The 17,856-nt window shown below is 38.3% G+C and carries 19 protein-coding genes; 14 read left to right on the top strand and 5 right to left on the bottom strand.

Annotation, left to right across the window (positions count from 1 at the left end):
• The first annotated feature begins 17 nt into the window (after positions 1–17).
• Together lpdA and E0E02_RS01975 are read left to right on the top strand one after the other, a co-directional pair.
• Entirely contained in the window at positions 18–1,757 is a 1,740-nt protein-coding gene (gene lpdA / locus E0E02_RS01980) for a dihydrolipoyl dehydrogenase (RefSeq protein ID WP_133017712.1), read from the top strand.
• 105 nt (positions 1,758–1,862) lie between these two features.
• Complete coding sequence (locus tag E0E02_RS01975; protein WP_133017711.1) at positions 1,863–2,195, top strand: DUF1648 domain-containing protein; 333 nt, start codon at positions 1,863–1,865, stop codon at positions 2,193–2,195.
• A gap of 184 nt (positions 2,196–2,379) precedes the next feature.
• On the opposite strand, the gene E0E02_RS01970 is transcribed toward E0E02_RS01975, so the two are convergent.
• Positions 2,380–3,273: a DMT family transporter gene (locus E0E02_RS01970; RefSeq protein ID WP_039696939.1), complete on the bottom strand. Its 894-nt coding sequence runs from the start codon at positions 3,271–3,273 to the stop codon at positions 2,380–2,382.
• Positions 3,274–3,363: 90 nt separating this feature from the next.
• Here E0E02_RS01970 and E0E02_RS01965 point away from each other — a divergent pair, with 90 nt between their 5' ends.
• Entirely contained in the window at positions 3,364–4,770 is a 1,407-nt protein-coding gene (locus tag E0E02_RS01965) for a PLP-dependent aminotransferase family protein (RefSeq protein WP_133017710.1), read from the top strand.
• 70 nt (positions 4,771–4,840) lie between these two features.
• On the top strand, positions 4,841–5,830 hold the full coding sequence (locus tag E0E02_RS01960) for a lipoate--protein ligase (protein ID WP_133017709.1): 990 nt from the start codon (positions 4,841–4,843) through the stop codon (positions 5,828–5,830).
• 52 nt (positions 5,831–5,882) lie between these two features.
• On the opposite strand, the gene E0E02_RS01955 is transcribed toward E0E02_RS01960, so the two are convergent.
• Entirely contained in the window at positions 5,883–6,653 is a 771-nt protein-coding gene (locus E0E02_RS01955; protein ID WP_133017708.1) for an FxLYD domain-containing protein, read from the bottom strand.
• A 58-nt stretch (positions 6,654–6,711) separates the two neighbouring features.
• Positions 6,712–7,020, bottom strand: coding sequence for a DUF898 family protein (locus E0E02_RS01950; protein WP_133017707.1), 309 nt, complete (start codon positions 7,018–7,020; stop codon positions 6,712–6,714).
• Positions 7,021–7,189: 169 nt separating this feature from the next.
• Here E0E02_RS01950 and E0E02_RS01945 point away from each other — a divergent pair, with 169 nt between their 5' ends.
• The 3 genes from E0E02_RS01945 (at position 7,190) to E0E02_RS01935 (ending at position 10,365) form a co-directional block, all read left to right on the top strand.
• Positions 7,190–7,690, top strand: a complete 501-nt coding sequence (locus E0E02_RS01945; RefSeq protein WP_206282010.1) for a pyridoxamine 5'-phosphate oxidase family protein — start codon at positions 7,190–7,192, stop codon at positions 7,688–7,690.
• A 131-nt stretch (positions 7,691–7,821) separates the two neighbouring features.
• On the top strand, positions 7,822–9,186 hold the full coding sequence (locus E0E02_RS01940; RefSeq protein ID WP_133017705.1) for an MATE family efflux transporter: 1,365 nt from the start codon (positions 7,822–7,824) through the stop codon (positions 9,184–9,186).
• A 207-nt stretch (positions 9,187–9,393) separates the two neighbouring features.
• Entirely contained in the window at positions 9,394–10,365 is a 972-nt protein-coding gene (locus E0E02_RS01935) for an alpha/beta hydrolase (RefSeq protein WP_133017704.1), read from the top strand.
• A 73-nt stretch (positions 10,366–10,438) separates the two neighbouring features.
• Here the strand turns inward: E0E02_RS01935 and E0E02_RS01930 are convergent, their stop codons facing one another.
• Both E0E02_RS01930 and E0E02_RS01925 read right to left on the bottom strand, forming a co-directional pair.
• On the bottom strand, positions 10,439–11,221 hold the full coding sequence (locus tag E0E02_RS01930; protein WP_074868748.1) for a protein-ADP-ribose hydrolase: 783 nt from the start codon (positions 11,219–11,221) through the stop codon (positions 10,439–10,441).
• Positions 11,222–11,352: 131 nt separating this feature from the next.
• Positions 11,353–11,613: a metal-sensitive transcriptional regulator gene (locus tag E0E02_RS01925; RefSeq protein WP_133017703.1), complete on the bottom strand. Its 261-nt coding sequence runs from the start codon at positions 11,611–11,613 to the stop codon at positions 11,353–11,355.
• Positions 11,614–11,818: 205 nt separating this feature from the next.
• Between E0E02_RS01925 and E0E02_RS01920 the strand changes: the two genes are divergently transcribed.
• The 7 genes from E0E02_RS01920 to E0E02_RS01890 all read left to right on the top strand — a co-directional run bounded on the left by E0E02_RS01920 (position 11,819) and on the right by E0E02_RS01890 (position 17,807).
• Positions 11,819–12,082, top strand: coding sequence for a rhodanese-like domain-containing protein (locus E0E02_RS01920; RefSeq protein ID WP_240789008.1), 264 nt, complete (start codon positions 11,819–11,821; stop codon positions 12,080–12,082).
• Entirely contained in the window at positions 12,079–13,734 is a 1,656-nt protein-coding gene (locus E0E02_RS01915; protein WP_133017701.1) for an FAD-dependent oxidoreductase, read from the top strand. Before E0E02_RS01920 ends, E0E02_RS01915 begins: the two co-directional genes overlap by 4 nt.
• Positions 13,727–14,026, top strand: coding sequence for a rhodanese-like domain-containing protein (locus E0E02_RS01910; RefSeq protein ID WP_133017700.1), 300 nt, complete (start codon positions 13,727–13,729; stop codon positions 14,024–14,026). Before E0E02_RS01915 ends, E0E02_RS01910 begins: the two co-directional genes overlap by 8 nt.
• 75 nt (positions 14,027–14,101) lie before the next feature.
• Entirely contained in the window at positions 14,102–14,752 is a 651-nt protein-coding gene (locus E0E02_RS01905; protein ID WP_133017699.1) for an HD domain-containing protein, read from the top strand.
• A 15-nt stretch (positions 14,753–14,767) separates the two neighbouring features.
• Positions 14,768–15,235 carry a GNAT family N-acetyltransferase gene (locus E0E02_RS01900; RefSeq protein WP_133017698.1) on the top strand — a complete coding sequence of 156 codons (468 nt, stop codon included), beginning with the start codon at positions 14,768–14,770 and terminating at the stop codon, positions 15,233–15,235.
• A gap of 216 nt (positions 15,236–15,451) precedes the next feature.
• A complete protein-coding gene (gene guaA, locus E0E02_RS01895) occupies positions 15,452–17,014 on the top strand; it encodes a glutamine-hydrolyzing GMP synthase (protein ID WP_133017697.1) in 1,563 nt (520 codons plus the stop codon).
• A 385-nt stretch (positions 17,015–17,399) separates the two neighbouring features.
• Positions 17,400–17,807 (top strand): helix-turn-helix transcriptional regulator, encoded by a 408-nt coding sequence (locus tag E0E02_RS01890; RefSeq protein WP_133017696.1) that lies wholly within the window; start codon positions 17,400–17,402, stop codon positions 17,805–17,807.
• Positions 17,808–17,856: the final 49 nt, after the last annotated feature.

Below are 17,856 nucleotides of genomic sequence, written 5' to 3'. Positions count from 1 at the left end.
GATAAGGAAGGAAATTTATGGCAGTAGAAATTATCATGCCAAAGCTTGGTGTGGACATGCAAGAAGGAGAAATTCTTGAGTGGAAAAAAGCTGAAGGCGATGTTGTAAATGAAGGTGACATTCTCCTTGAAATCATGTCTGACAAGACAAATATTGAAGTTGAGGCCGAGGATTCGGGCTTGCTTTTGAAAATCGTGCACCCAGATGGTGATGTGGTGCCAGTGACTGAAGTGATTGGCTATATCGGAGCAGAAGGGGAAGTGCTTGCTGAAGATGTCAGTCTCAAGGAAGCTGCTAGTCAACTTGAGTCTGCAGGTCTTGAAGTGCCAAATGCTGTTTCTGCTAAAGCTGGAGATTTTAGCGCAGCTGATTTAGCGGCTGATGAATATGATTTGATTGTCGTCGGTGGTGGACCTGCGGGTTATTATGCCGCCATTCGTGGCGCACAGTTAGGGGCTAAGGTTGCTATCATTGAAAAATCAGAATTTGGTGGCACTTGCTTGAATGTCGGTTGCATCCCAACCAAGACTTATCTCAAGAATGCTGAAATTTTAGACGGCCTTAAAATCGCTGCAGGTCGAGGCATTAATCTTGTCTCAACGGATTATAGCATTGACATGGATAAGACCGTTGACTTTAAAAATGCGGTTGTTAAAACCTTAACAGGCGGTGTCCGTTCACTTCTAAAAGCCAATAAAGTAGCCATCTTTAATGGACTTGCCAAAGTCAATCCTGATAAAACAGTCCATATCGGTTCTGAAATCATCAAAGGGCGCAAAATTATTCTTGCTACAGGTTCCAAAGTGTCACGTATCAATATTCCTGGCATTGATTCGCCACGTGTTTTGACATCTGATGAGATTCTTGATTTACGTGAGATGCCGAAATCTCTTGTTGTCATGGGTGGTGGCGTTGTTGGTATCGAGCTTAGTTTGGTCTGGGCATCTTACGGCGTTGAGGTGACTGTTATCGAAATGGCTGACCGCATTATTCCAGCAATGGACAAAGAAATCTCACAAGAATTGCAAAACATCTTGACGAAAAAAGGCATGACCATTAAGACAAATGTTGGGGTGAGCGAAATCATTGATGAGACAAGTTACTTAAGCTTGAAATTAACAAATGGTGAGACTCTCCAAGCTGATAAAGCTCTGCTATCTATTGGACGTGTGCCACAGATGAAAGGTCTTGAAAATCTCGACTTAGAGATGGACGACAATCGTATCAAAGTTAACGATTATCAAGAGACGTCAATACCAGGCATCTATGCTCCAGGCGACGTCAACGGTCAGAAAATGCTGGCGCACGCTGCTTACCGCATGGGAGAAGTGGCTGCTGAGAATGCTCTTTCTGATAATCATCGCAAAGCAAAACTCAAGTACACTCCCGCAGCAGTTTATACGCATCCAGAAGTTGCCATGGTCGGATTGACCGAAGAAGCTGCGCGCAAGCAATACGGTGATATTTTGATTGGCAAATCAAGTTTTTCAGGAAATGGACGTGCTATCGCTTCAAATGAAGCCCAAGGATTTGTCAAAGTCATTGCAGATAGCAAGTACCATGAAATCTTGGGGGTTCATATCATTGGACCAGCAGCCGCGGAGCTCATCAACGAAGCAGCAACTATCATGGAAAATGAATTGACCGTTGATGACGTGGCTCAAGCTATCCATGGGCACCCAACCTTCTCAGAAAACATGTACGAAGCCTTCCTAGACACTATCGGACAAGCCATCCATAACATGCCGGAAAGATAGTTTTTCCTGTGCTATGAATGTTAACACTTGAAAAATTATTTTTAAGTTGTATACTTTTTAAGAAATTAGACATTATAAAATTAACTAGTTTATTGGAAGTGTAACATGAACAAATTTTCTTTATATGTTAGGTTGCTTTATTTTTTAGTATTTGTCTTTGCAACGGCTCTATTTTTATTCTCACCTGAGATAATTGTGGTACATTTCAATAATGGTATACCTGATGGTTATGACAATAGAATATTTCTTTATGTATTCTTTATTATTTCTTTGTTAATTGGTGAAATCAGTATCTTTTTTTCAAAATATTATCGAAAAAAAGAAAATACACAAGAGTTTCCGTTACTTTTTCCAGGTGAAATCAGATTTCTTCAGGTTTATTTACTGATAAATTTGGCATTTATTTGTGCTATGATTCAACAAGTTCTTACCAGTTAGTATAGATTAAAAGGAGTACGAGATAAGATTCTCAACTTCTTTATAGGTGAATTTTTCACAAAATAAAAAAAGGATTGCAGTCACAATTAAGTGTTTATTGCAATCCTTTTTAGTTGAGCATGAAAATTGAAGTGTGAATTAAGTTTTGAGGATGTTTCTGTTTTGAATGTAACAATTAAAAAGACTAAGCTTTTTCTTGTGCGATGTTAGTTGATGTTTGTGTTTTAGCAAGGTAAACACCTGTCAATGTAATTAAAATGGCGATGACAGTTTGCAGATTTAAGTTCTCGTTAAAAATTACCCAAGCGTATAATGCGGCAACGACTGGCTGAGATAGGGTAATTAAGGATGATAGGCAAGCATTTACTTTTCCCAAACAATAAGCTAATAAGCCTTGCCCTAAAATTTGAGAGACGAGAGCTAGTGCCAAAAGTGGCCAAAGCTCACCAAAATTCTGTGGCACATAAAAGCCTTCGGTAAAGAAAATCACAGTAGCTAGTACCAGTAGAGTTCCAAAAGCACTGATAAACATAATGATGGTTGATGTTACCGAATCGCGCAATTTGTAAACTGTAATCATAAACATGGCGTAAAAGACAGATGAGCCAAGACTCAGTGAATCTCCAAGCAGACGGTCTGGAGACATACTCACTTTATTTGCCATGAGAACCAGCACACCAATAAGTGTAACGAGACCGCCAAACAAAAATTTAGGCGTCATTTTTTCTTTGAATAGGAAATAACTGACTGGAATAACAGTGAATGGGGTAAGATTCACCAAAAGATTGGCATTAGCCACACTAGTATACGAAAATGAGCTATTCCATAAAGTCAAATCCCCTGCTAAAAATGCTCCCGCTAAAACGATTGTTGCGATTTGTTTGCGGTTTAAAGCCTGTAACTCAGACTTCTTGAGAAAAGGCATCAACATAGGAATGGAAAATAAAACACGGTAAAATCCAGTGTTGATTGGTGGTAGGGGACTGAGTTTGACAAAGATGCCACCAGTTGCTAAAAAACAGATAGCTAGAAAAATTAAGAAAATATATTTGCTATCATTTGTACGATTTTGCTTCATTTTTTCACCTCAGTCTAAATTGTAAAGGATACGTGGTATAATAAAAAGTACCAGTATTTAAAAATTTTTAGGTGCCACTTTGGAGGAAATATGATACATCTTAATCGCAGTGCAGGGAGTAGTCCCCTGTACCAGCAGATTTACCAACAGATAAAATCAGATATTTTGCAGGGCTATTTAGCGCCTGATGAGAAACTGTTAGGAACACGAACCCTAGCAAAAATGCTAAGCGTCAGCCGAAATACGGTTGACCGAGCTTACATGCAGCTGACCCTAGAAGGGTATATCGAGAGCCGTCAAAATGCAGGCTTTTACGTTTTAAAAATGCCAAAGGCTTTTCAGTCAGAAAGAACTTTGACCGAGCCCATTTCAAAAACTGAAGCCAAGTCTGATGACGACCACATTGTTTACGATTTGACCAACAGCAGCCATACTAGTAATCTATTTCCCAAGAAAGTTTGGAAAAAACATTATCAAAATGCCCTTGATGAGCTAGATAAAGCAGAGCAATTGTCGACCTTGCAGCCTTTTCAGGGAGAGTACAAGCTGAGGAAGGAAATCAGTCGTTATCTGGAGCGTATTCGTGGGGTAAAATGTCATCCAGACCAAATCATTATCACTAGCGGGCTTCAACAATCGCTGGATTATATTTGCCAGTTTTTAGGGAATACGAAAAGAAGTGTCTTGATGGAGGACCCGAGTTATCCCAAGGCGCGTGAAATCTTTAAGAAAAATAACTATCCTATCATAACTGCTGACGTTGATGACAAGGGCTTAGAATTGACGCAGGTAGATAGAAATGCTGAGATTGAAATGATTTACACCACACCATCTCACCAATTTCCGCTTGGTATGATCATGCCGATTTCTAGACGTCGTGAACTCTTGAGTTTTGCTGAAGCGCACAATTCTTTTATTCTTGAGGATGACTATGACAGCGAGCTCCGCTATTACCAACGTCCCATTCCAGCCTTGAAATCAATTGATTATCTGGATCGAGTGATTTATCTGGGGACTTTTTCAAAAATTCTTTCACCCTCTTTTCGTATGGGCTATATGGTTTTACCGGAACAGTTCACTGAGAGTTTTCTAGAAAAATTCAAGCTCTACAATAGCACGGTCAATCTGTTAAATCAGATTGCTCTAGCCAATATCCTATCAAGTGGTGATTATGACCGCTTAGTTCGCAAGATGAATCATGTTTTCAAAAAGCGCTATGAAGCCTTTAAAAAGGAGTTTGAGCAGTTTAATGCGCCGATAAAATTGTCTTCAAACGTCAGTGGACAGTATTTTTTGGTGACTTTTCCGGATAAAATCAACCAGTGTGATGTTATCAAGCGTGCAGAAAAAGAAGGTGTTCGAGTTTATGACACCATGCAATTTTGGCAAGAAAAAGCCGATTGCTTGCAGGAAAGTCTATTTCTTGGATTTAGTAAGATTGATTTGGAAGACATTCCAGATTGTGTCAGACGACTTAGAAAAGCTTGGGAGAATTAATGAGCAAATTAAGAGACGGTGGGATTGGATTCTGATATACTAAGCCTAATGAAAATGAAGGAGCTTTCAGATGAAATACATCGTTAACAAGTCCCACAATCCCGCTTACAATATTGCCTTGGAAGCTTATGCTTTTCGTGAATTGCGAGACGAAGATGAGCTTTTTATTCTTTGGATTAATGAGCCTGCGATTATCATTGGCAAACACCAAAACGCTATTGAAGAGATTAACAAAGCTTATACAGATGAGCATGGCATCCATGTGGTCCGTCGCTTGTCAGGTGGTGGTGCGGTTTACCACGACCTCAATAATTTGAATTACACGATTATTTCTAATAAATCACAAGAAGGAACCTTTGATTTTAAGACCTTTTCAAGACCTGTCATTGAAACCTTAGCTGATTTAGGGGTGACAGCGACCTTTACTGGTCGTAATGACCTTGAAATTGATGGCAAGAAGTTTTGTGGCAATGCACAAGCTTATTTCAAAGGACGGATGATGCACCATGGTTGTCTGTTGTTTGACGTGGATATGACGGTGCTTGAAAATGCTCTGCAAGTTTCAAAGGATAAAATTGAATCAAAAGGTGTCAAATCAGTGCGTGCACGTGTGACCAATATCTTAGATGAATTGCCAGAAAAAATGACTGTTGAAGCATTTTCAGAACAATTACTTAACAAAATAAAAGAACAATACCCTGACATGACGGAGTATGTTCTTTCTGAAGCTGATTTAGAAAACATTCAAAATCTAGCCGATAACCAATTTGCAACTTGGAATTGGAATTTTGGCAAATCGCCAGATTATACTATTAAACGCTCAGTTCGCTATCCAGCTGGTAAGATTACAAGCTACGTCAAAGTTGAAAAATCGATGATTACAGGTCTTAAAATTTACGGTGACTTTTTTGGCATCAAAGACGTTTCAGATATTGAAGAAGAACTCATTGGCCTTCGCTACGAATACCATGATATTTTAGCCAAACTCCAAACAATTGACACCACACCATACTTCACCAACATCACCCCACAAGAAATTGCGGGAGCAATCGTGGAGTGAGGAAAGAAATAACCCCAGCTAGAAAAAATGCTAGCTGGGGTTTTGGATAGTTTTAATTATCTTTTATTTCAATGTAATCAATGCTATATTCAATTGTTGAGAATGTTTTATCAGTCCCAAATTCAACTTGACGAGTTTCGCTAGGTGTCCAGTTGTTAAGAGATAAATATTCTTCATCAACAACTACGCCTTGATCATTTTTTAATTTTGCTACCACGCTTAAGTCTTCAATTGTAAATTCTGTGTTGTTAGTTACAGTAGCAGTGTATTCTGCATACTCTTCGAAAGAATCTTCTTCGTTTTTAGCAAATGACAAAGAGTTAATTAGATTAAGAACTTGTTCTTTTGCATTATTATTGTTTTGAACTTCTTTACCAGAAGCTAAGAGTTCATCTAAATTCTTTTGATTAGCTTTTGAAACTTTTATCTTTTTGATTTTGTTAATTTTATTTAAAACTTCAGTTCTGTTATCATAAGCATCAAACCATTTTTCATAAAATGAATCTGCTCCGAATGTTTGAGCAACTTTATTACATTCTTTTAATGAGTTGATATAAGCAATAGCTTCTTCTTGTAATTTACTATCTTTGAATGAGAGATTGCTATATTCACCGATTTCGTCAAGTTCTTTTTTGATAGCAGTAGTGTAGAATTCTTTTGATTCATCGTCGCAGCTATCTGTGTAAGCCCATCTTGACTCTAAACCTTTTGCAAGAGATGACATAAATTTATCATCGTAATACGTTTTTTCATCAGTCTTTTTAGAACATCCAACTAAAACTAGACAAATAATGGTAATGAAACCTAAAAACCATTTTTTCATGCTTTTAATTCTCCTATCAGCTTTTTACGTGGTTCAGTTTTTGCACGTGTATTCTTTATTAATCTAAATGATGTGTGTGTTTGGTAATCCATTGTTCCAACTTGATGTTAAGCCAGAATGAGTAGATACCAACTGTGATAATTGTAAGAAGTAGCCACTTGATCCAGTTTCCAAAGAGTTGCATGGCTGTGCCGTCAAAGTACAAACGGTGACCATCGATGACAGTGTGTTTGACTTTCCAATTAATCATGATACAAATTCCCCATGGAGCACAAATACCAAGTGTAAAAATAGTAATTAAAGTAGCGATGATACAGTGTCCAATGTAGCTTAGTAAGCCACCATCAAAATAGCTTTCTTGATTCATAAAAACTCCTATATGTGAAATTCTAAACATTTTAATGTTAGCAAAACGATATTAGTTTAACATATTGAAAATAGCTATGCAATATAGATTGAAAAAATAGTGAAAATTCAGCGACAGAAAAAACTTACATTTTTGTTATAATGTTTAAAAAAGGATTGGTGGTAGATTTATGCCAGAGATGAGACGCCGTGACCGAGAAGTGACTGATTTAGTAGAAATTCAGGCAATCGTTGAGAAAAATATGATTTTACATTTAGGGCTTTTTGATAAAGAGTTTCCTTATGTGGTTCCTCTTCATTATGGCTATGAATACGATGAAGAAAAGGATCAATTTATTTTTTACATGCATGGAGCAAGGCAAGGACATAAACTTGATTTGATTGCTCAAAATCCAAAAGTTTGTATTCAAATTGAAGGTGAAGTGATACCTGATTACAATCATGAAATTCCATGTAAGTATGGTGCCTTCTTTACATCGTATATTGGACGCGGAAAAGCAGAACTTTTAGAAAAACATGATGAAAAAGCACACGCTTTAAATCAATTAATGCAACATCAAACTGGAAAAAGATTTGAATTCACCGAGAAAATGACCAAGCCAGTAGCTGTGATAAAGGTCGTGGTAACAGATTACTCAGCCAAAGCGAAGAAAATGATGCCTAAAAAATAACACAAAGCAACTAAACACTTTAGTTTGGTTGCTTTTATCATTAAAATTCCAGAAAAATTAAAAAAGCTCTTGACTTTGAGTAGACTCCAAGGTGTAATATTATGTAGTAGATATTCACATAGGAGGAAGAAATGGACAGTTTTTCGGATAGGGCTATGAAAAAGGATTACTTTTTCAGTAATCGTGATTTAGCTAAATTATTTATTCCATTAATTATCGAGCAGGGTTTGGAATTTTTGGTCGGATTAATTGCTTCTATCATGGTTTCAAGGGTTGGCGAAGCAGCGGTGTCAGGTGTATCTTTGGTTGAATTCTTGATGGCACTCTTTATCAGTATTTTTGCGGCTTTTGCAACTGGTGGTGGGATTGTTGCTGGGCAATATCTCGGGGACCGCGATAGCAAAAATGCTAATAAAGCAGTTAATCAGTTGGTGAAATTCACTTTGTACTTTAGCTTAGCGATTACGCTTTTGATTTTTGCAATCAAACCTTTTATTTTGAGTCACCTGTTTGGGTCAATCACGCCTGAAGTTCACGCGCAAGCTGATCGTTATTTTAATATCGTCGCACTCTCAACACCGTTTATCGCTCTTTACAATTCGGGCGCAGCGATTTTCAGAACCTTAAATAAATCACGCTTGCCGATGAATATCATGCTGGTGATGAATGGCTTGAATATTGTCATGGGCGTCAGCTTGATTTATGGTTGCGGTTGGGGCGTTGAAGGAGTGGCTGTTCCAATTCTTCTTTCTCGCGTTGGTGCCATGCTGTTAATTCTGTGGTTTGCGCATCATATCAAGTCAGATTTGACCTTAGGAAACTTCTTAAAAGAAAAAGTCGACTGGCAAATGATTAAAAAAGTTCTTGGTATTGGACTACCATTTGGTTTTGAAAATGGCATGTTTTTCCTTGGACGCTTGATTGTCTTGTCTGTTGTTTCTTTGTTTGGGACAGCAGCGATTGCGGCTAATTCAGTTGGTGGAACCATCATCATGTTTCAAGGTTTGCCAGGAATTTCAATTGTACTTGGTTTAGCTGTTATCATTTCAAAATGTGTCGGTGCTGGTGACTATGAGCAGGCTGAGTTTTACAAGCGAAAAGTTAGCCGCATCATTCATGCTGCAAATGCTTTATTTTCAGTAGTTGTCGTTGCTTTAATGCCTTTTTTGATGATGATTTATGATTTGTCAGACCAAGCGACACGCTATGTTTGGATTATTGTGCTTGCTCATGGGATTTTAGTAAGTATTTTCTGGAATTCAGGTTATGTCTTGCCTGTAGTCTTTCGTAGTGCGGGAGATGCTAATTTCCCAATGGTTATCGGTATTGCCTCAATGCTTTTAGTTCGCGTGGTATGCGCCTACTTTTTATCGGTCAATTTTGGTATGGGAATGCTTGGCACTTGGGTAGCCATGTTCTTAGATTGGTTTGTTAAAGGACTCATCTATGAAATCCGCTACTGCAAAGGCACTTGGAAAAATTACAAATTAGTATGATAAAACTAAAAAAGGAACTGGATTATCCAGTTCCTTTTGAATGATTAAAAATTTAAAAAAGTAGTTGACTTAGAGTTGACTCAAGGGTGTAAAGTAACTATTAGAAAAAGATTTCAAAGCTTTTTGCCGATAAATTTTTTAAATTATTTTAGGTTAGTGTTACACTTTAGGTAACGTAATAGGTACATGATGAAAAGGAGAAAAAAGATGACTGAACAATTACATTTGGTACAAGAATGGGATAAAGTTTTCCCAAAAAGTGACAAAGTTGACCACAAAAAAGTGACTTTCCATAATCACTTTGGTATTACTTTAGCTGCCGATATGTATACGCCTAAGAATGCTTCAGGCAAATTGCCAGCACTTGCTGTGTCAGGACCTTTTGGAGCTGTGAAAGAACAATCTTCAGGACTTTATGCGCAAGAAATGGCAGAGCGTGGTTTCTTGACAATTGCTTTTGACCCGTCTTACACAGGAGAATCAGGCGGTACTCCACGTTATATGCAATCTCCAGACATTAATACCGAAGATTTTCAAGCAGCTGTTGATTATCTATCAACGCTTGAAAATGTTGATGCGGATAAAATTGGTATCATCGGTATTTGTGGTTGGGGAGGTATTGCGCTTAATGCTGCAGCGATTGATCCACGTATCAAAGTAACAGTAGCTTCAACAATGTACGACATGTCACGTGTTTCTGGAAATGGATACTTTGATGAAGCAGATAACGAAGAAGCACGTTATCAAGCTCGTTTAGCACTTGCAAATCAACGTACCAAAGATTATCAAAATGGTGATTACGCTCTAGCTGGTGGTGTGGTTGACCCTCTTCCAGACGACGCACCGCAATTTGTCAAAGACTATTATGCTTATTACAAACAACCACGTGGTTACCATGCTCGCAGTCTTAATTCTAATAATGGCTGGGCAGTTCAAGCAAATACAAGTTTCCTAAACACACGTTTTCTTCACTATACCGATGAAATTCGTAATGCGGTGCTGATTGTTCATGGTGATAAAGCTCACTCATATTATATGGGAAAAGATGCTTTTGCAAAATTAACTGGCGACAATAAGAAAATGATTTCTGTTGCAGGTGCTAGTCATTGTGATCTTTACGATCAAAAAGATATTATTCCATTTGATGATATTGAGAACTTTATTTTAGCACATCTATAATATCAATATTTAGTTAACTTCCTTTGTTATTAAGAAAAACCTTCCGTCTAATTGGCGGAAGGTTTTGGTTTGCTTAATGCAACAATTCGTGATAAATAGCTGCTTCATCGTCTTGGTCAACATTGAAAATGATTTTTTTGACATACTGACTTTGATCTAGAAATGCTTTAACAGTGTTTACAGCGATTCTAGCAGCATCTTCGTTGATAAAGTGTTTGTCATGATTAGTTGCTAGGGATGATAGGGCAACAGATTCGAGTTGATTTTTTTCTGCCAGGGTTAGGCAAGAGAGGTAGCTTTGGGCAAGCAAATCAGCATCGGACTCTGTTAAGTGCTCGTTGATGGCAGGACCAACGGTGTGAAGAATGAATTTTGCTGGAAGATTATAACCAGGTGTGATTTTAGCACTACCTTCTGGTTCGTCATGTCCTTGGTCTTTCATAAGATTATAGCATTCCAGACGCAGTTGAACACCGGCATAAGTATGAATGGTATTGTCAGTGCATTCGTGAAGCGGTTGGAAGCAACCTAGCATTTGGCGATTAGCCGTATTGACGATAGCATCGACTTGAAGTCGTGAAATATCACCTTTCCAGACATACAAGCGGTCGTCTGTCGCAAGTGGCTGTAAATGATTTAAAAAAACGACCACCCGTTCAGCTTTTTTTAATTGAAGGTAATCATTTTGCATAATTAAAAAACGCGTTGAGACAGCCATTGGCGGTCTGACATTAAGAAGAGCACGCAAGAGAGTTTCTTGTCCAGGTAAGTCATCTGGAACATCGATGGCTTTAAATTGCGGATTCTCCATAATAAGGTAATCTAATAGGAAGCTTACCATTTCTTTCTTAGTCATATGGACTCCTTACTAATTTTAAAATCGCTTTCTCAAATGCTAGTATATCACCTTTTTAAGGAATTCGCATCAAGAAAAAGAAGTTTGAAAGTTGAAATTAAAAAAGTAGAGATTGCTTTTTCAGTCAATCTCTACTTTTTAATAATCAAATCAATAGCTTTAGCAAGATTCTCTTCTTGTTGTTTAGGGTCTGCCACGGGCTCTTCGATGACTTGATTGATTTTATTGCCAATGACAATACCAATGGTACGATTGATACTTGAGCGAACAGCAGTTAGTTGTGTCACGATATCAATACATTCTTGGTTTTCGTCAATCATTTTTTGAATGCCACGAAGTTGGCCTTCGGCACGTTTTAAACGGTTGAGAATATCTTTTTTATCTGTTTTCATGAGGCCTCCTTTGATTTTATTATACCGGTGGTAGGTATATTTGTCAAACTGAAGACCTTTTCGTTGACAGGATGAAAGTGGCTGTGATATTATTTTATCATACCTATAGGGGTATTCGTTAGAAAGGAGAAAAAAGCTTATTTTTCTTAAAAAATTATTTTCTCAATCAGTGAGAACAATTACGACAAGTGAACTAGAAGCTGTTATGCAGGACAAGTCTACGGTTTTACTAGATGTGCGAACAGCTCAAGAATACGCTGGGGGGCATATCAAGGGAGCACGACTTTTTCCGCTTGATAGGATTCATACCTACGAGGGTAAAAAAGAAAGTCCTGTTTACCTAATCTGTCATTCAGGAGCACGTAGCAAACGCGCTGCGAAACTCTTGAAAAAGAAAGGTTATGATGCTATTTCAGTTAAAGGTGGCATGCTTGCTTGGCAAGGAAAAACAATTGGAGGTAACAAATGAGTAAAATTTTGATTGTCGGTGGTGTCGCTGGGGGTATGTCAGCTGCGACACGTCTTCGCCGCTTGATGGAAGACGCTGAAATTATTGTTTTTGATAAAGGACCATACGTGTCATTTGCTAACTGTGGCTTACCTTTTCACGTTTCTGGGGAAATTGCAGAGCGTGATAACTTGCTAGTTCAGACACCTGAGCGATTGAAGGCGCGTTTTAACATTGATGTCCGTCCAGAATCAGAGGTCTTATCAGTTGATGCAGACAAAAAAGAAATCACAGTTCGACATGAAGACAAAGTTTACACAGAATCATATGACAAACTAATCTTGTCACCAGGTGCCAAACCATTTGTCCCAGAAATGGAAGGCCTAGACAGTGCAGACAATGTTTTTGTGCTTCGCAATATTCCAGATTTGGATAAAATCATGGCAGCTTTATCTGATGTACAATCAGGAAATGCGACAGTCATCGGTGCTGGATTTATCGGGCTTGAAATGGCAGAAAGCTTGGCTAAAAAAGGATTGAAGGTGACTATCGTTGAAAAAGCACCGCATGTTTTGCCACCACTCGATGAAGAAATGGCAGCCTTTGTGAAGAACGAATTGGCACGAAACGGTATCACAGTTTACACTAATCAATCTGCCAAAGCTTTCAAAGATAATGGAAAAACGATTATTTTGGAAGACGGTAGTGAGTTGACTTCAGATATTACCATTATGTCTGTTGGGGTTCAACCTGAATCAAGTCTTGCCAAAGAAGCAGGTCTTGAGCTCGGCCTTCGTGGCGGTATTTTGGTTAATCAAAACTACCAAACAAGTAACCCAGATATTTACGCAGTGGGTGATGCCATTATTGTTAAACAAGAAATCACTGGTCAAGATGCACTTATTTCTCTTGCTAGTCCAGCTAACCGTCAAGGCCGTCAAGTAGCTGATAATATTGCTGGGATTGCTCGCCAAAATAAAGGTAGCATCGGAACAGCTATTGTTCGTGTCTTTGATTTAGCAGCTGCTTCAACAGGACTTAGCGAACGTATTGCTCGTCAAAACTTTGATGATGTTGCTGTTGTTCACACAAATAACAAAGATCATGCTGGTTACTATCCTGGTGCGACAGATGTTGTCCTAAAACTAATTTTCAATAAGAAAACTGGTGTTATTTATGGAGCTCAAGCAGTTGGTCAAAAAGGTGTTGATAAACGTATCGATGTTTTAGCGACAGCCATTAAAGCAGGCTTGACTGTGGCAGATCTTCCAGAATTAGAATTTACTTATGCGCCACCATTTGGAGCAGCAAAAGACCCAGTTAATATGGCAGGATATGCTGCACTTAATATCATTGAAGGCGTTAGTGAATCTATCCAATGGTATGAATTAGCTGACGAATTAGCCAAAGGCAAGGTCTTTCTTGATGTCCGTACTGAAGCAGAAGTTGCTAGAGGTTATATTGCAAATGGTATTAACATACCACTAGATAGTTTGCGTGACCGTTTGTCTGAGTTAGACCCTAACAAGGAATACATTATTAGCTGTCACAGCGGTCTTCGTTCTTACATTGGCGAACGTATCTTGAAACAAAATGGCTTTAAAGTGAAGAACCTTGATGGGGCATACCACCTTTATAGTACTGTAAAACCAGAGGAGATTAAACGTGATTAAATACATTTCAGCTAGTCAACTACAAGAGGCTTTAAAGGAACAGCCATTAAACATTATTGATGTTCGTGAGAGAATGGAGTTTGCCATGGGACACGTTCCAACAGCAGTTAACCTTCCTTTAAGTGAATTTGTATCTAGCTACCAAGCGCTTGATAAAGACAAGACTTACCATATCATCTGTCAAAGCGGTGCCCGTTCAGAACAAGCCTGCTTTTTTCTAGATGACCAAGGCTATAAAGTGGTAAATGTTGATGGCGGCACATCAGCGTGGCCAGGAATATTAGAATACTAATAGAACATTCTTTTTAAACATCTTCCTATTTTTTAGCAGGGCAAATTTGTCCTGCTTTTATGATATAATCATTTTATGACTGATAAAAATGATATTTTACAAAAGGCTGAAAAGCTTGTTTATGATAAATTACACGCAGAAGCTAGTGGTCATGACTGGTGGCATGCGGTTCGTGTGAGAAATACTGCGCGTGAGTTGGCGGAGAAAGAAGGAGCAGATAGTTTCATTTGTCAATTGACTGCTTTGGTGCATGACATGGCTGATGAGAAGTTAAATGATGATCCTAAGCAAGCTCTAGCTGACTTGAAAGCTTGGCTCATCAATCAGCAAATCTCTCTAACTGACGTTGAACACATCATTCAAATCATCAATACCATGTCTTTTAAAGGAGATGGTAGCAGTGTTCCAGCAACTTTAGAGGGAAAAATTGTGCAAGATGCTGACCGTTTGGATGCTATTGGTGCAATTGGTATTGCCAGATGTATGGCTTATTCAGGTAGCAAGGGGCGTCCGATTCATGACCCCAACATGACTGCCAGAGAACATTTGACTGCTGAGGAGTATCGTAATGGCAAGGATACAGCAATCATGCATTTTTACGAGAAACTGCTTAAACTTAAAGACTTGATGAACACAAGCCACGCTAGAAAAATGGCTGAGCACCGCCACGTTGTTTTGGAAGAATTTCTAAAAGAATTCTACGCAGAATGGGACGGCAAGTTGTAAGAAGGAGAAACTGATATGACGATTAGACGAGCAAAAGAAAGTGATATTCCAAAACTGATTGATTTACTAGAGCAAGTTCTCTTGGTGCACCACAAGGTTAGACCTGATTTGTTCCAAGAAAAAGGTGTTAAATACACACAAGCCCAATTAGCTGAGTTGATTGCTGATGATAATCGCCCGATTTTTGTCTATGAAGATGAAGAGGGGCAAGTTCTTGGGCATATGTTTACCATTATCGAGCATTCGTCAGCGCCAAAAGTGCCACAAAAGACACTTTTTATTGATGACTTGTGTGTGGATGAAGCTGCGCGTGGGCAAAAAATCGGTGAGCAGTTATATCAGTTTGCCTTGCAGTATGCCAAAGAGATTGGTTGTTACAACTTAACGTTGAATGTCTGGAGTGCTAATAAATCTGCTGTGCGCTTCTATGAACGCCAAGGCATGACACCACAAGAAACACGTATGGAACAGATTATTGATTAAAAATAGAAGTCACGAGAAATCGTGGCTTTTTAGCAGCTGAAATTTCTAAAATCAAGTGCAGAAACCGCTTTATCTGATTATATAATTATGAGAATAGTTGTTAAATTGCTAATTTTAATTAGATACCTAAAATCTACTGCCAAATGTGTAAATTTATGCTACAATTAAAGTGAATACTGTTAGCCAAAGGGGCTGACGTTAATAGAAAGGGTAATAATGACTGACAATTCTACTTTGAACGATGTTCAAAAAATCATTGTTCTTGACTATGGTAGCCAGTACAACCAATTGATCGCTCGTCGTATTCGTGAATTTGGTGTCTTCTCAGAATTACGAAGCCACAAAATCACAGCTGACGAAGTTCGTGAAATCAACCCAATTGGTATCGTACTTTCAGGTGGTCCAAATTCAGTTTATGCTGATAATGCTTTTGGCATTGACGAAGAAATTTTTGAATTGGGTATTCCAATTCTTGGTATCTGCTATGGTATGCAATTGTTGACTGATAAACTCGGTGGTAAAGTTGTTCCTGCTGGACAAACTGGTCACAGTGAGTATGGCCAATCAACACTTCGCTTGAAAGCAAAATCAGAACTTTTTGCTGAAACACCAGAAGAGCAAACTGTTTTGATGAGCCACGGTGATGCCGTTACTGAAATTCCTGCAGGCTTCCACTTGGTTGGGGACTCTGCCGATTGCCCTTACGCAGCAATTGAAAATACTGAGAAAAACATCTACGGTATCCAATTCCACCCAGAAGTTCGTCACTCAGTATATGGTAACGATATTTTACGTAACTTTGCTTTCCGAATCTGTGGTGCTAAAGGCGATTGGTCAATGGATAACTTCATCGATTTGCAAATCAATGAAATCCGTCAAAAAGTTGGAGACCGTAAAGTTCTTTTGGGACTTTCAGGTGGTGTTGACTCATCAGTTGTAGGTGTCCTTCTTCAACGTGCTATCGGTGACCAATTGACATGTATTTTCGTTGACCACGGTCTTCTTCGTAAAGGAGAAGGTGACCAAGTTATGAACATGCTTGGTGGTAAATTCGGCTTGAACATCATCCGTGTTGATGCTTCAAAACGTTTCTTAGACCTTCTTGCTGGCGTTGATGACCCAGAGAAAAAACGTAAAATCATCGGTAATGAATTTGTCAGTGTATTTGACGACGAAGCAAGCAAACTTAAAGGTGTTGACTTCCTAGCACAAGGTACTCTTTACACAGACGTTATCGAATCTGGTACAGATACAGCACAAACAATCAAATCACACCACAACGTTGGTGGTCTTCCAGAAGACATGCAATTTGAATTGATTGAACCACTTAATACACTTTTCAAAGACGAAGTTCGTGCGCTTGGTACAGCTCTTGGTATGCCTGACGAAATCGTTTGGCGCCAACCATTCCCAGGACCAGGACTTGCTATCCGTGTAATGGGTGAAATCACAGCAGAACGTCTTGAAACAGTTCGTGAATCTGATGCTATCCTTCGTGACGAAATTGCTAAAGCTGGTCTTGACCGTGATATCTGGCAATACTTCACAGTTAACACAGGTGTTCGCTCAGTTGGTGTTATGGGTGATGGACGTACTTACGATTACACAATCGCAATCCGTGCAATCACATCAATCGACGGTATGACAGCAGACTTTGCACGTATCCCATGGGATGTTCTTCAAAAAATCTCTGTTCGTATCGTAAATGAAGTTGACCACGTTAACCGCATCGTCTACGATATTACAAGTAAACCACCTGCAACAGTTGAGTGGGAGTAATGCACAGCGATTCGCAGTACGTTAGTACAAGAGAGCTGATGCATTACCCCTGCAATAGTGGCCTAAGAGCAAGGAGTAGAAACTAGAAACGACGCAGTGATTAGCTAGCCACGAACTGCTGGGAGTTTAAATGATATACTCACTTAGAACAAGATAGTCTAAGTGGGTTTTTATTTTTTGCTTAACACCAAAAATTGCTAAGTTTTTGCTAATGTTGCATGTTATAACATTTTCTTAAGAAGAAAGGATTATGTTTTATACAATAGAACAGATATAGTCGGCTTTTATTTTATGATGTTACTTAGAGTAACAATGTTGTTTATCAAAGGATATTTAAAAAATGACCAATATATTGTACTATTTGCATAAAGGAGAAGAAAGTTAAATGAACATTTCAGAAAAAATCAAAAATATTAGGAACATTGAAAACTTAACTCAAGAAAAATTTGCAGAGCGAATTAATGTTTCAAGAAATGCAGTTGCAAAATGGGAAACTAATAGAGGCTATCCAGATATTCAAAATTTAATTAATATAAGCGAAACATTTAATATTAGTTTGGATGACTTGGTAAAAGAAGATAATTTGGTAAAAAATAAACTTATTGCAGCTAGTTCTTCGAGAAAGTGGCATTTTTTGACGATATTGTATTTAATAGCTATTGTGCTGTATATATTTTATTTTCTAATCTTTCATAAAATATTTATGCTTGGATTTCTGATTGCGACTCTTTTTATGTTAGGAATAGAAACGTATGTGATTATAAAAGATAAAATTTATAAAAGGAAAAATTGAGTTTAAAGAAATCAAGTGGTATAATATCAAAGCTTATTAACAGTATTTG

The organism is Streptococcus sp. KCJ4932 (assembly GCF_004352745.1).
Taxonomy (GTDB): Bacteria; Bacillota; Bacilli; order Lactobacillales; family Streptococcaceae; genus Streptococcus; species Streptococcus ruminicola.
The sequence above is the reverse complement of the archived record's forward strand: the minus strand, read 5'-3'. Positions and strand labels throughout refer to the sequence as shown.